The sequence below is a fragment of the Variovorax restrictus genome, from assembly GCF_051216715.1.
Classification (GTDB): Bacteria; Pseudomonadota; Gammaproteobacteria; order Burkholderiales; family Burkholderiaceae_C; genus Variovorax.
Genome location: NZ_JBPJZH010000004.1, coordinates 206,575 through 219,319, shown reverse-complemented (window position 1 = coordinate 219,319; position 12,745 = coordinate 206,575). Strand labels below are relative to the sequence as shown.

Sequence of the window (12,745 nt, the reverse complement as noted above, 5' to 3'; positions counted from 1 at the left end):
GAGCTCCCGGCACGATTTGTCGGAGAAGTGCGCAGTATTGTCACTTTCGGAAGCCAACATCCTTCCGGGCTGGCGGGCATGCCGCTTGCAAAACTGACGCGAGGCCCGGCGATGCGCCGGGCCTTCCTCGCCGGAGTGGACGAGTGAGTCAGAACAACAACTGGAAAACACAATGAAGCGTTCTTTTCGCGGCACGGGGCGTCTCGCCTGCACGATGCTGGTGGGTGCCTTCACGCTGGTCGCATGCGGCGGAGGAAGTGGCGGCGGTGGCAGTGCCGCCAGCGGCACCGGTCCCACGTCGCCCGTGCAGACCGTGCCCGATCAGACCAAGGACGCCTACGTCCCGTTGTTCCCGGCCGGCACGCAGATGCTGGAACAGACCCAGTACCGCGAGCCCGACGGCACGCTCGTCACGCTGATGGGCGCGCGCACCACCGAGCGGCATGCACGCGAGCGCGGCGAGGACTGGAACCTGCCCGACGTGTCGCCGGGTCGCTACTTCACCTTCCCGACCTTCTATTTCCAGAACCGCACGATGGGCCTGGAGATCCGCGACACCATCCCGGCGGGCGGCAAGAAAATCGAGTTCTTCCTGCGCGTGAACGAAGGCACCTTCGACGGCACCACCTTCAGCCTGTTCCGCAACATCCTCAATCAGGCTGTGCGGGACTACGGCTGGTCGCTCAACGGCGGCTTCGACAACGCCAAGGAAGGCAACCTGCCGATCTGCCACGCGGGCCAGCCCAAGGAAGACTGCAAGCTGGTCGTCGACTCGAACTGGCGCACCGACCCGCACAGCCCGCTGAAGGTCGGCGACCGCATCGAGCTCGCCCCAGCACCGCGGCTCAAGCGTGATCCGGTCATCGACGGCGGCGGCAGCCGGTATTACTCCTTCGAGCAGCTCTACGTGGTCGGCGTCGGCATGAAGCCCTGGTACGGCGTGGCGCCGAACCTCGACTCCGACGTGCTGCCCGACGCCACGCTGCTCGGCGGTGACGCCAGCGTGTCGTACAACTACTCCGAGGAGCCGATGCGCGGCTTCCAGCAGATGGTCAACAACATCGGCATCCATAACACCATGCGCTTCGTGCAGGGGCGCCGGCTGTTCCACACCTCCTTCGCGGACGGCAGGCATTCGGAGCACCCGAACGACAACCCGATCTTCGCGCAGCACGTGAACCAGCTCGGGCCGCGCTTCAACCAGGTGCATTGCATCGGTTGCCACATCGCGAACGGGCGCAGCGCCGCGCCCACGATCGGCGCACGGCTCGACACGATGTCCTTCCTCACCGGCGGTGCGGCGAACGACGGGCGCCGCGCGGCCGACCCCAACTACGGCCTCACCGTGCTGCAGCGCGCGACGGACGCGTCGGCCAGCGACTTCAGCGTCACGCTGCAGCGCCAGGACGTCACGGTGCGCACGCTGCCCGATGGCGAGAAGGTCGAGCTGGTCAAGCCGGTCTACGCCTTCAAGGGGCCGGCACCGGTCGACTTGTCGGCTCGTCAGGCCCCGCAGGTGATCGGCATGGGCCTGCTCGAGGCGGTCGCCGAAGACACGTTGCTCTCGCTGGCCGACCCGGGCGACCGCGACGGCGACGGCATCCGCGGCGTCGCGAACATCGTGCGCGACCCCGAGACCGGCGTGAACCGGGTGGGCCGCTTCGGCTGGAAGGCCGCCAAGGCCAGCCTGCGCCACCAGGCGGCGGAGGCGCTGGTCAACGACATGGGCGTGACCTCGTCGGTCTACCCGTCGCGCAGTTGCCAGCGCGGTGCAACCGATTGCCGCGGTGCCGACCCGGCCAGCGCGTCGATCACAGAGACCGAGTTGCTGCGCCTGTCGCACTACCTGTCGCTGGTCGGCGTGCCGGCGCAGCGCAGCCTACGCAGCGGCTTCCCGCCGGATGCGCGCGTCTCGCCTGAGCACGACGTGAACCCGACGCAGATCGAGCGCGGCCGCGTGCTCTTCACCCAGGCGCGCTGCGTGGCATGCCACACCGCCGAGATGAAGACCGGCAACACGCACCCCTTCGCCGAACTGCGCAACCAGACCATCCGCCCCTACAGCGACCTGCTGCTGCACGCGATGGGGCCGGGCCTGGCCGACGGCGTGGTCGAGGGCAAGGCCGCGGGCAACATGTGGCGCACGCCGCCGCTGTGGGGCATCGGCTCGCTGCCCTATGTGCAGGGCGCTGCGGCCAACGTGCGCTACCTGCACGACGGGCGGGCGCGCACGCTGACGGAAGCGATCCTCTGGCATGCGGGCGAGGCCGACGACAGCCGCACGCGATTCGAGAACCTGCCGAAGACCGACCGTGATGCGCTGATGGGCTTCCTGGGTTCGCTGTAGGAAATCGGCCGCGAAAGCGCATGAAAAAGGCCGGAAGCTTTTACAAGCTTCCGGCCTTCGTGTCTGGTCCCGCCGCCAGGAATCGAACCTGGATCTCAGCCTTCGGAGGGCCGAATTCTATCCGTTGAAATACAGCGAGAGAGCCTCGCGGATCATGCCGCGAGCAGCCGATTATCGCCCATCACGCGGCCAGTGGGCAGGGCGCTGTTTGAAGCGCGGCGGACAAGGGCTGTTGACCGAAGCCGAGGCCGGCCACGTACACGCCGAACGCACGCCGGCCGGTCTGCACGAGATCGAAGCCGGCGGGATCAAGCAGCCAGTTCTGGATCAGTCCGCTCACCAGCGCGTGCAGCCCCTGGGCCGCGACCGCCGCCGGAATGGCGAGCCGGAGGCGCTGGCGGCGCGCGGCGAGGCGCAGTGCGCGCTCGAAGTCGGCCACGCAGCCGTTGCGCGCGTCGAGGTGGCGCTGCTGCACCGATTGCATTTCCTGCGTGTATTCCACCTTGTGCGTCGCGACCTCGAAGACGCGGCGCACCTGCGGGTCGGTGGTCATCAGCTTGAGCGCCGCCACCAGCACCCGCTCGACCTCGCGCAACGGGTCGTCCTCGGACAGTCCGGTGGCCTGCACCGCGGCCTCCAGCGGCAGCGTGACGCGTTCCATCATCGCGTTGAAGAGGTCGGCCTTGTCCTTGAAGTGCCAATAGATGGCGCCCCGCGTCGCACCCGCCTGCTGGGCGATCTGCTGCAGCGAGGTCTGCGAAACGCCCTGCGCCTGGAACAGCACCTCGGCCGCGTCGAGCAGCCGGTGGCGTGTGGCGAGAGCCTCTTCCTTCGTGTGGCGGGCCAATGTGTCTCCTGAAAAAACGCTCGGATCACCGAGTCGGCGAACTATACATGCACGAATGTATGTAAACTCGCCGACTTCCGATGACCTCGCCGAACACTTGGCCTTGATGGCGATCAAGGTCGCCGCACGTCATCCCCTCTTTTGCTTCAAAGGAATCACATGCCGCAATCGCATGTCTCTTCACGTCGTTCGTTGTCTTCGTGGCGTCTGATGGCCGCCGGTACGGTGGTGATGGCTGTGCTGGCGCTGACGGCGTGCGGCAAGGGCAAGGAGCCCGCAGCTGCGGGCGGCGCGCCTGGCGGCGCGGCGCCTCCGCCGCCCGAAGTGGGCGTCGTGGTCGCCACGCCGACGGATGTGGGCCTGATCACCGAGCTGCCCGGCCGCCTCGAAGCCTCGCGCGTCGCCGAGGTCCGCGCCCGTGCGGCCGGCATCCTGCAGGAGCGCCTGTTCCGCGAAGGCAGCGATGTGAAGGCCGGCCAGCCGCTGTTCCGCATCGACTCGGCACCGTACGCCGCGGCGTCGCGCAGCGCGCAGGCCAGCCTGGCGCGTGCCGAAGCCAATGCCGTGCAGGCCAAGGCGCTGGCCGAGCGCTACAAGCCGCTGGTCGAAGCCAATGCGGTGAGCAAGCAGGAATACGCGAACGCCGTGGCGGCGCAGAAGTCCGCCGAGGCCGATGTGGGCGTGGCCCGTGCGTCGGTGACCACCGCGAACATCAACCTCGGCTATGCGGCCGTGACCGCCCCGATCTCGGGCCGCATCGGCCGCGCGCTGGTCACCGAAGGTGCGCTGGTGGGGCAGGGCGACGCCACCGCGCTGGCCGTGATCCAGCAGATCAACCCGCTGTACGTGAACTTCACCCAGTCGGCCAACGACGTGATGAAGCTGCGCCGGGCCATGGCCGACGGCCAGTTCAAGCGCGCCGACGGCGCCGACGCGGCCAGCGTGCGCGTGGTGCTCGAAGGCGGCGGCGAATACCCGACGCCGGGCAAGCTGCTGTTCTCCGACCTCACCGTCGACGCGACGACCGGCCAGATCACGTTGCGCGCCGAACTGCCCAACCCCAAGGGCGAACTGCTGCCCGGCCTGTATGTGCGCGTGCGCATCGAGCAGGCCCAGGTGAGCAATGCCATCACGCTGCCGCAGCAGGCGGTGACGCGCACGCAGCAGGGCGACACGGTCACCGTGGTCGGTGCCGACGGCAAGCTGAGCAAGCGCACCGTGAAGGTCGGCGCGGCCAAGAACAACCAGTGGGTCGTGATGGAAGGCCTCAAGGCCGGCGAGCAGGTGATGGTCGACGGCTTCCAGAAGCTGCAGATGCTGCCGCCCGGCACGCCCGTGAAGGCGGTGCCTTGGACGGCGCCGAACGCCGCCGCACCGGCGGCTGCCGCCGCGTCGGCGCCTGCCGCACCGGCCTCGGCCGCCAAGCAGTAAGGAGCGCGCCCGCATGGCCAAGTTCTTCATCGATCGCCCCATCTTCGCGTGGGTGATCGCGCTGTTCGTCATCGTGATGGGCGCCGTGTCGATCACGCAGCTGCCGATCTCGCAGTACCCGCCGGTGGCACCACCGGCGATCGTCATCAACGTCGCCTACCCCGGCGCGTCGGCCCAGACGCTCGAGGACAGCGTGCTGTCCGTGATCGAGCGCGAGATGAACGGCTCGCCCGGTCTCATCTACATGGAATCGGTCGCGCAGGCCGACGGCAGCGGCACGATCACCGTGACCTTCGAGACCGGCACCAACGCCGACCTCGCCCAGGTCGACGTGCAGAACCGGCTGTCGCGTGCGACGCCGCGTCTGCCGGCCACCGTCACGCAGCAGGGCGTGCGCGTCGACAAGTCGCGCAACAACTTCCTGCTGTTCACGATGTTGTCGTCCGAGGACCCGTCGATCGACCCGATCGCGCTGGGCGACTACGCCTCGCGCAACGTGCTGCCCGAACTGCAGCGCGTGGCCGGTATCGGCCAGGCGCAGCTCTTCGGCACCGAGCGCGCCATGCGCGTGTGGATCGATCCGGCCAAGCTGCAGGGCTTCAACCTGTCGTCGGGCGACGTCAACGCCGCCATCACGGCGCAAAACGCCCAGGTGTCGTCCGGCACCATCGGCGACCTGCCCAACATCACCGGCCAGTCGATCGCCGCCACCGTGGTCGTGCGGGGTCAGCTCAGCACGGTCGAGCAGTTCGGCAACATCATCCTGCGGGCCAACACCGACGGGTCGGCGGTGCGACTGAAGGACGTGGCGCGCATCGAGCTCGGTGGCCAGGCCTATTCGACCTCGGCGCGCCTGAACGGGCAGCCGGCAGTCGGCATCGGCGTCCAGCTGGCGCCCAGCGGCAATGCGCTGCAGTCCGCCAAGGCGATCCGCGCCAAGATGGAAGAGCTCGCCAGGTACTTCCCCAAGGGCGTGAAGTGGAGCATCCCGTACGACAGCTCGCGCTTCGTGAGCATCTCCATCACCGAAGTGGTCAAGACGCTGTTCGAGGCCGTGGCGCTGGTGTTCGTCGTGATGTTCCTGTTCCTGCAGAACTGGCGCTACACGGTCATCCCGACCATCGTCGTGCCGATCGCGCTGCTGGGCACCTTCGCGGTGCTCTCCGCGCTGGGCTTCTCGATCAACGTGCTCACCATGTTCGGCATGGTGCTGGTGATCGGCATCGTGGTGGACGATGCCATCGTGGTGGTCGAGAACGTCGAGCGCATCATGACCGAGGAGGGCCTCGGCCCGCTCGAGGCCACGCGCAAGGCGATGCAGCAGATCTCGGGCGCCATCATCGGCGTGACCGTGGTGCTGATCTCGGTGTTCGTGCCGCTGGCCTTCTTCGCGGGGTCGACCGGCAACATCTACCGCCAGTTCTCGGCGGTGATGGTGACGTCCATCGCCTTCTCGGCCTTCATGGCACTGTCGCTTACGCCGGCCTTGTGCGCGACGCTGCTCAAGCCGGTCGAGCAGGGCAGCCATCACGAGAAGAAGGGTTTCTTCGGCTGGTTCAACCGTGGCTTCTCGCGCACGGCCAAGGGCTATGAGGGCGTGGTCGCCCGGCTGCTCAAGCGCGCGGCGCGCTACCTGATCATCTACGTGGCCATCATCGGCGCGGTGGTGCTGCTGTTCCGCGGCCTGCCGACGTCCTTCCTGCCGCAGGAAGACCAGGGCAACATCATCGTGAACGTGCAATTGCCGCCGGGCGCGACGCAGGAGCGCACGCTGTCGGTGATGCAGCAGGTCGAAGGCTTCATGCTCAAGCAGCCCGAAGTGCAGAGCATGGTGGGCGTGCTGGGCTTCAGCTTCTCTGGCCAGGGCCAGAACGCCGGCCTGGCGTTCGTGACGCTCAAGGACTGGGAAGAACGCAAGGGCGCCGGCCAGTCGGCCGACGGCCTGGCCGGCCGCGCCTTCGGCGCACTGTCGGGCATCCGCGATGCGTTCATCTACCCGCTGAGCCCGCCGCCCATTCCTGAACTGGGCAACGCCAGCGGCTTCACCTTCCGTCTGCAGGACCGCAGCGGTGCCGGGCACGATGCGCTCATCAACGCGCGCAACCAGCTGCTGGGCATGGCGGGCAAGAGCAAGCTGCTCGCGCAGGTGCGGCCCGATGGCCTGGAAGACGCGCCGCAGCTGCAGATCGACATCGACCGCGACAAGGCCAACGCGCTGGGCGTGACCTTCGACGCGATCAACACGACCCTGTCGACGGCGCTCGGGTCGCGCTACATCAACGACTTCCCGAACCAGGGCCGTCTGCAGCGCGTGGTGGTGCAGGCCGATGCGCCGGCGCGGATGCAGCCCGACGACCTGCTCAAGCTCAATGCAAGCAACACGAAGGGCCAGCCGGTGCCGCTGTCGACCTTCGCGTCGACGCGCTGGGTCACCGGCGCGCAGCAGACGGTGCGCTACAACGGCTACCCGGCGGTGCGCATCACCGGCTCGGCCGCACCGGGCCTGAGCTCGGGCGATGCGATGGCCGAGATGGAAAAGCTGGCCGCGCAGTTGCCCACGGGCTTCGGCTTCGAATGGACCGGCCAGTCGCGCGAGGAGAAGCTCGCAGGGTCGCAGGCCATGATCCTCTACGGCTTCGCGATCCTGGCGGTGTTCCTGTGTCTCGCGGCGCTGTACGAAAGCTGGTCGATCCCGCTGTCGGTGATCTTGGTGGTGCCGCTCGGCGTGCTGGGGGTGCTGCTAGCGACGATGCTGCGGTCGTACTCGAACGACGTGTATTTCCAGGTGGGCCTGATCACCATCATCGGCTTGTCGGCGAAGAACGCGATTCTGATCATCGAGTTCGCCAAGGACCTGCAGGCCCAGGGCAAGGGCGTGGTGCAGGCCGCGCTCGAGGCGGCCCATCTGCGCTTCCGCCCGATCGTGATGACCTCGCTGGCCTTCGGCCTCGGCGTGATCCCGCTGGTGATCGCCTCCGGTGCCGGCTCTGCCAGCCAGCGCGCCATCGGTACCGGCGTGCTGGGCGGCATGGTGACCGGCACCGTCCTTGCGGTGTTCTTCGTGCCCGTGTTTTTCGTTGTCGTGCGCACCTTGTTCAAGGGCAGCAAGCGCCAGCAAGAGGCCGACCGGCGCCACGCCGCGGCTGCAGGAATCGAGCCTACCCATGACTAAGCGTTTGAACTTTCGCGGCGCCCTGAGTGCGGTGGCTGCCGCTGCACTGCTGGCCGGCTGCTCGCTTATTCCGACCTACGAGCGACCGGCCGCGCCGGTGCCGACCACCTTCCCGAACGACCCCGCGCAGCCGGCCGGTGCGGCCGCGGCGACGGTGCCGTGGCAGGACTACTTCGCCGACCCGCGCCTGCAGGGCCTGATCCGGACGGCGCTCGCCAACAACCGCGACCTGCGGGTGTCGGTGCTCAACATCGAGCAGGCGCGCGCGCAGTTCCAGATCCAGCGCTCGGCCCTGTTCCCGGCGGTCGGCGTGTCGGCCAGCGGGTCGCGTTCCAGCCCGAATGCGCTCCAGGCCTTTGGCGTGGGCGGCAGCGTGAGCTCCAACTATTCCGTCAACCTGGGCATCACGGCCTGGGAGCTCGATTTCTTCGGCCGCATCGGCAGCCTGAAGGAACAGGCCCTGGCGCAATACCTGTCGACCGAGGAGTCGCGCAAGTCGGCGCAGATCAGCCTGATTGCCGCGGTGGCCAACGGCTGGCTCACGCTCATCGCCGACGACGAACTGCTCGCGATCACGCGCCAGACGCTCGACACGCGCGAGGAGTCGGTGCGGCTCACCAAGCTGCGCTTCGACAACGGCGTGGTGTCCGAGATCGATTTCCAGCTCGCCAACTCGCAGGCCGAGGCTGCGCGCGCCACCTACGCGCAGCAGCAGCAGCAGCGGGCCCTGGACGAGAACGCCTTGGCGCTGCTGATCGGCGCACCGGTGCCGACCGAGGCGCTGTCGGGCGGCGCTCTGCGCCTCGACGCCGCGGCGCCGATGCGCGACCTGCCCGCCGGCCTGCCGTCGGACCTGCTCGTCGAGCGTCCGGACATCCGCGCGGCCGAACAGCAGCTGATCGCCGCCAACGCCAGCATCGGCGCGGCGCGTGCCAATTTCTTCCCGCGGGTGTCGCTCACCACCAGCGCGGGGACGGCCAGCACGGAGTTCTCCAATCTGTTCGACAAGGGCACCAAGGCCTGGTCCTTTGCGCCGTCGATCACCTTGCCGATCTTCAACGCGGGTGCGAACCAGGCCACGCTCGACGCGGCACGCGCCGGTCAGCAGATCGCCGTGGCGCAGTACGAGAAGTCGATCCAGACGGCGTTCCGCGAGGTCGCCGATGCGCTGGCCGGTCGCGCCACGCTGGGCGAGCAGGTGCGTGCGCTGCGTGCGCAGGCCGATGCCGAGGGCGTGCGCTTCAGGCTGTCGGACCTGCGCTACCGCAACGGCATCGCCAGCGCGCTCGACCTGCTGGATTCGCAGCGGTCGCTGTTCGCCGCACAGCAGGCGGCGGTGCAGACGCGCCTGCAGCAGCTGCAGAACCAGGTGCTGTTCTACAAGGCCCTGGGCGGTGGCTGGACCGACCGCTGACACCGGCGGGACTGCATCGCGGAATGCCTCGGCCTGCGGGCCGGGGCTGCTCCCTATAATCGCCGGTTGGTTGGAAGCCCCCCGCGAAGCCCCCCGAATTTGAGGACGCCATGAGCGCAGACCCGCATTACCAGGCCACAGAAGAAGCCCACACCGGTCCGATCAAAAGCCCCAAGCAGCTCCTGCTGGCGGTTTTCTTTTCGTTCGTCGCGCCCATTGCCATCATCGTGGGCCTCGTCGCCTTCGTGGTGTCGGGCACCCGGCCGTCCGGCAACGCCCAGGGCGACAGCATGGCGCTCTACGGGGTGTCGCAGGACGCGCGTGATCGCGAACTGGCCGACCGCCTGAAGAAGGTCGGCATGATCGAGATCCGCGACGCCAACCGCCCGCTCGCCGCCGGCGAAGCGGTCTTCAAGGCGCAGTGCATCGCCTGCCACGGCGCGCCGGGCATCCCGGGCGCGCCGCACCTCAACGACGCCGCCGCCTGGGCCCCGCGCCTCGGCCAGGGCTACGCCACGCTGCTCGAGCACGCCCTCAAGGGCAAGGGCGCGATGCCGCCGCAAGGCGGGGGCGACTTCGAAGACGTCGAGATCGGCCGTGCAGTGGTCTACCTGGCCAATTCGGGCGGTGCCAAGTTCGAGGTGCCCGATCGCCCTGCAGCGGCGGCACCGGCCGATGGCACCGCGCCGGCCGGAGGCGCGGCGTCTGCAGCCGCATCAGCGCCTGCACCGGCAGCCAGCAAGTAAACGGCGCTCGACGCCCCCCTCGAAGCCGGCTGCATGCCGGCTTTTCTCATGGTGCGGCCAGGTCAGCGCGCCTGGTGCGCCGCCGGGCTCAGCACATGGCCGAAGCGCAGCGGCAGGTTGATGGCCTGGACCTCCTCCGGCTGCGGCCAAAGGCCTTGCTCGATCGCGTCGGCGGCCAGGCCCACGTCCTGCGTGTGCACCAGGCCCAGCCCCAGAGGCGTGGCGAGGTAGACGCGGCCGGCCTCGTCCAGCAGACAGGCGTCGATGGTCGTCGGTGTGCCGGCATGCGAGGCGACCGAGAAGTCCTCCGCCACGCGCCATACCCAAGGCGCGGCCTCGAGTTCCACATACACGCGCTGCGGCCCGTTCTGAAAGAACCACTGGCCGGCTTCGTCGTGTTCGTAGTTGCGTTGGATGAAATCGATCAGCTTGTCGTGCTGCAGCAGCGAGCCCTTCGACGCGGGGAAGGGCCCGGCGGCCTGCGTGCGGTCGTCCCGCATGTACCAGTTGCCGCGCGCGTCGAGGCCGAGCCAGCCGTGGCAATGCGGCACGTTGGGCCATTTGGCCAGGGCTTGTTTGACGATGTCGTCCATGTGCCGATTCTGCGTGTTGGCCTAGACGTGCCGCGTCAGCCAATCGCCCACGTGCGTCGGCAGCCCGCGCACATGGCCGGGCGGCAGGCCCATCGGAAAGCCGACATGCCCGCCGTGTGCCGGTTGCCACAGCGTGACGTGGGTACCGACCTCGGCCTGCCGCGGCAGGCTGGCGCCGGGCACGAAAGGGTCGTTCAGCGCGTTCACCACCAGCGCCGGCACGCGGATGTCGGCCAGGTGCGGCTTGGACGATCCGCGCGACCAGTAGTCGTCCACGTCCCGGAAGCCATGCAGCGGGGCGGTGAACACGTTGTCGAAGGCGTACAGGTCGCGGGCCGCCAGCAGCGCGTCGCGGTCGAAGAGGCCGGGGTGCTGCGCCAGCTTGGCCAGCGCCTTGGGCTTCATGCTCGCCAGGAACATGCGGGTGTAGACCAGCCGGTTGAAGCCGCGCCCGATGGCTGCGCCGCCGGCCGCCAGGTCGAGCGGTGCCGAGATCGACGCCACCGCACGCACCCGGTGCGCGGCCTCGGCGCCGGCCTCTTCGGCCCAGCGCAGCAGCGCATTGCCGCCGAGCGAAACGCCAGCCGCCAGCATCGGGCCGGCATGCTGCGCGGCGAAGCGCGTGAGGATCCAGTCGACCTCCTCGAAATCACCGGAGTGGTAGGCCCGCGGCGCGAGGTTGATCTCGCCGCTGCAGCCGCGGAAGTGCGGCACCGCGAAGGCCCAGCCGCGGGCGGCGGCGAAGGCGGCGAAGGCTTCCGCGTAGTGGCTGCGCGAGGAGCCTTCGAGGCCATGGAAGAGCACCAGCAGCGGGGCCGACGGCACCGCGGCATCGACGACATCGACATCGATGAAGTCCCCGTCGGGCGTGGGCCAGCGCTCGCGCCGGTAGGCGGGTGGCGGCCCGTCGGCGCGGCGCGCGTACAGCGCCGGCCAGATCGTCTGCAGGTTGCCGCCGGGCAGCCAGCGCGGGGCGACGTAGCGCATGGGTGCGGGCGCGTCGTTCAGTGGAGCGTCTGGCGCGCGTCGTTGTCGTCGTCGGGCGCGTGCGCGCTGCCGGGGCTGGCGTGGTGCGCCACCAGGTGCCAGCCCTGCGCGGTCTTGTGGTAGACGTTGGTCGCCAGCACGAAGGCGTGGTGCGGGCCTTCGGCGGTGAGCACCTCGACGCGTTCGAGCACGTTGTGCACGGCGCTGGCCAGCGACTCGACCTTGCGCACCCGGGCCGGCCGGGCGTGGATGGCGCCATTGGCGAACATCTGCTCGAAAGCTGCCCGGATGGCGGTGGCGCCCACCAGGCGCGGGCCGCCGGGGTGCACGCAGAACACTTCGTCGTCGTCGGCCCAGCAGGCCATGAGGGCGTCGATGTCGCCGCGTTGCAGCGCCTCGTAGAACGCGGTCTCGACATCGTCGGCGGTGCCGCCGACGGCTGCGGCGCGGAGCTTGGTCTTGGTGGACATGGTGGCGGATGTAGGAGGAGATGGGATTTTGCCTGTGCCGCATGTCCGCTGGGCTATGCTTGCCGCCCACCTGCCAGCGGCCGCTTCGCGTCGCAGGCAGGCACCGACCGACCAAGGGAAAAATCACCATGAAACGCTGGCTCCTGACCCTCCTCGCGGCGCTGTCGCTCAGCCTGCTCACCGGCTGCGGCTTCAACCAGTTCCAGTCGCTCGACGAGGCCAGCAAGTCGGCCTGGAGCGAGGTGCTCAACCAGTACCAGCGTCGCGCCGACCTGGTGCCGAACATCGTCGCGACCGTCAAGGGCGAAGCCAACTTCGAGCAGGAGACGCTGACCCGCGTGATCGAGGCGCGTTCGAAGGCCACATCGGTTCAGGTGACGCCCGAGACGCTCAACGACCCGGCGGCTTTCGCCAGGTTCCAGCAGGCGCAGGGCGAGCTGTCGTCGGCGCTGTCGCGCCTGCTGGTGGTGTCGGAGCAGTACCCGAACCTTAAGGCCAACCAGGGCTTCCGCGACCTGCGGGTGACGCTCGAAGGCACCGAGAACCGCATCACCGTGGCGCGCAACCGCTACATCCAGACGGTGCAGGAATACAACGTGCTCGCGCGCAGCTTCCCGACCAACATCACGGCGAAGATCTTCAGCTACGACCCCAAGCCGAACTTCAGCGTGCAGAACGAGGCGCAGATCTCCACGCCGCCGACCGTCGACTTCGGTACGCCGAAGAAGTGAGCTGCGC

General features: G+C 68.7%; 10 protein-coding genes and 1 tRNA gene. 6 read left to right on the top strand and 5 right to left on the bottom strand.

The window, feature by feature from the left end:
• Positions 1-172 precede the first annotated feature (172 nt).
• On the top strand, positions 173-2,347 hold the full coding sequence (locus ACSFA0_RS22040) for a di-heme oxidoreductase family protein (RefSeq protein ID WP_435452409.1): 2,175 nt from the start codon (positions 173-175) through the stop codon (positions 2,345-2,347).
• 64 nt (positions 2,348-2,411) lie between these two features.
• On the opposite strand, the gene ACSFA0_RS22035 is transcribed toward ACSFA0_RS22040, so the two are convergent.
• Both ACSFA0_RS22035 and ACSFA0_RS22030 read right to left on the bottom strand, forming a co-directional pair.
• Positions 2,412-2,486 (bottom strand) — tRNA-Arg (locus ACSFA0_RS22035).
• A gap of 42 nt (positions 2,487-2,528) precedes the next feature.
• On the bottom strand, positions 2,529-3,194 hold the full coding sequence (locus ACSFA0_RS22030) for a TetR family transcriptional regulator (RefSeq protein WP_435452408.1): 666 nt from the start codon (positions 3,192-3,194) through the stop codon (positions 2,529-2,531).
• Between the two features lie 159 nt (positions 3,195-3,353).
• Between ACSFA0_RS22030 and ACSFA0_RS22025 the strand changes: the two genes are divergently transcribed.
• From ACSFA0_RS22025 to ACSFA0_RS22010, 4 genes are all read left to right on the top strand, one after another.
• Complete coding sequence (locus tag ACSFA0_RS22025; RefSeq protein WP_435452407.1) at positions 3,354-4,625, top strand: efflux RND transporter periplasmic adaptor subunit; 1,272 nt, start codon at positions 3,354-3,356, stop codon at positions 4,623-4,625.
• A gap of 13 nt (positions 4,626-4,638) precedes the next feature.
• The gene (locus tag ACSFA0_RS22020) at positions 4,639-7,797 is read left to right on the top strand and encodes an efflux RND transporter permease subunit (RefSeq protein ID WP_435452406.1); all 3,159 of its coding nucleotides are present in this window, start codon (positions 4,639-4,641) and stop codon (positions 7,795-7,797) included.
• Positions 7,790-9,211 carry an efflux transporter outer membrane subunit gene (locus ACSFA0_RS22015; protein WP_435452405.1) on the top strand — a complete coding sequence of 474 codons (1,422 nt, stop codon included), beginning with the start codon at positions 7,790-7,792 and terminating at the stop codon, positions 9,209-9,211. Before ACSFA0_RS22020 ends, ACSFA0_RS22015 begins: the two co-directional genes overlap by 8 nt.
• 110 nt (positions 9,212-9,321) lie before the next feature.
• A complete protein-coding gene (locus ACSFA0_RS22010; RefSeq protein ID WP_435452404.1) occupies positions 9,322-9,957 on the top strand; it encodes a c-type cytochrome in 636 nt (211 codons plus the stop codon).
• A 62-nt stretch (positions 9,958-10,019) separates the two neighbouring features.
• On the opposite strand, the gene ACSFA0_RS22005 is transcribed toward ACSFA0_RS22010, so the two are convergent.
• From ACSFA0_RS22005 to ACSFA0_RS21995, 3 genes are read right to left on the bottom strand one after another with little or no spacing between them, the layout of a single operon-like run.
• Positions 10,020-10,550: a DUF2946 family protein gene (locus tag ACSFA0_RS22005; RefSeq protein WP_435452403.1), complete on the bottom strand. Its 531-nt coding sequence runs from the start codon at positions 10,548-10,550 to the stop codon at positions 10,020-10,022.
• A 21-nt stretch (positions 10,551-10,571) separates the two neighbouring features.
• Positions 10,572-11,537, bottom strand: a complete 966-nt coding sequence (locus tag ACSFA0_RS22000) for a YheT family hydrolase (RefSeq protein WP_435452402.1) — start codon at positions 11,535-11,537, stop codon at positions 10,572-10,574.
• Positions 11,538-11,554: 17 nt separating this feature from the next.
• Positions 11,555-12,007 carry a YybH family protein gene (locus ACSFA0_RS21995; RefSeq protein WP_435452401.1) on the bottom strand — a complete coding sequence of 151 codons (453 nt, stop codon included), beginning with the start codon at positions 12,005-12,007 and terminating at the stop codon, positions 11,555-11,557.
• Positions 12,008-12,135: 128 nt separating this feature from the next.
• Here ACSFA0_RS21995 and ACSFA0_RS21990 point away from each other — a divergent pair, with 128 nt between their 5' ends.
• A complete protein-coding gene (locus tag ACSFA0_RS21990; protein WP_435452400.1) occupies positions 12,136-12,738 on the top strand; it encodes a LemA family protein in 603 nt (200 codons plus the stop codon).
• The last annotated feature ends 7 nt before the right edge of the window (positions 12,739-12,745 follow it).

Bases quoted from the DNA above. Each gene is read 5' to 3' on its own strand.
- ACSFA0_RS21990 (WP_435452400.1), top strand. From the start codon at position 12,136: ATGAAACGCTGGCTCCTGACCCTCCTCGCGGCGCTGTCGCTCAGCCTG.
- ACSFA0_RS22015 (WP_435452405.1), top strand. From the start codon at position 7,790: ATGACTAAGCGTTTGAACTTTCGCGGCGCCCTGAGTGCGGTGGCTGCC.
- ACSFA0_RS21995 (WP_435452401.1), bottom strand. From the start codon at position 12,007: ATGTCCACCAAGACCAAGCTCCGCGCCGCAGCCGTCGGCGGCACCGCC.
- ACSFA0_RS22025 (WP_435452407.1), top strand. From the start codon at position 3,354: ATGCCGCAATCGCATGTCTCTTCACGTCGTTCGTTGTCTTCGTGGCGT.
- ACSFA0_RS22020 (WP_435452406.1), top strand. From the start codon at position 4,639: ATGGCCAAGTTCTTCATCGATCGCCCCATCTTCGCGTGGGTGATCGCG.
- ACSFA0_RS22010 (WP_435452404.1), top strand. From the start codon at position 9,322: ATGAGCGCAGACCCGCATTACCAGGCCACAGAAGAAGCCCACACCGGT.
- ACSFA0_RS22005 (WP_435452403.1), bottom strand. From the start codon at position 10,550: ATGGACGACATCGTCAAACAAGCCCTGGCCAAATGGCCCAACGTGCCG.
- ACSFA0_RS22040 (WP_435452409.1), top strand. From the start codon at position 173: ATGAAGCGTTCTTTTCGCGGCACGGGGCGTCTCGCCTGCACGATGCTG.
- ACSFA0_RS22000 (WP_435452402.1), bottom strand. From the start codon at position 11,537: ATGCGCTACGTCGCCCCGCGCTGGCTGCCCGGCGGCAACCTGCAGACG.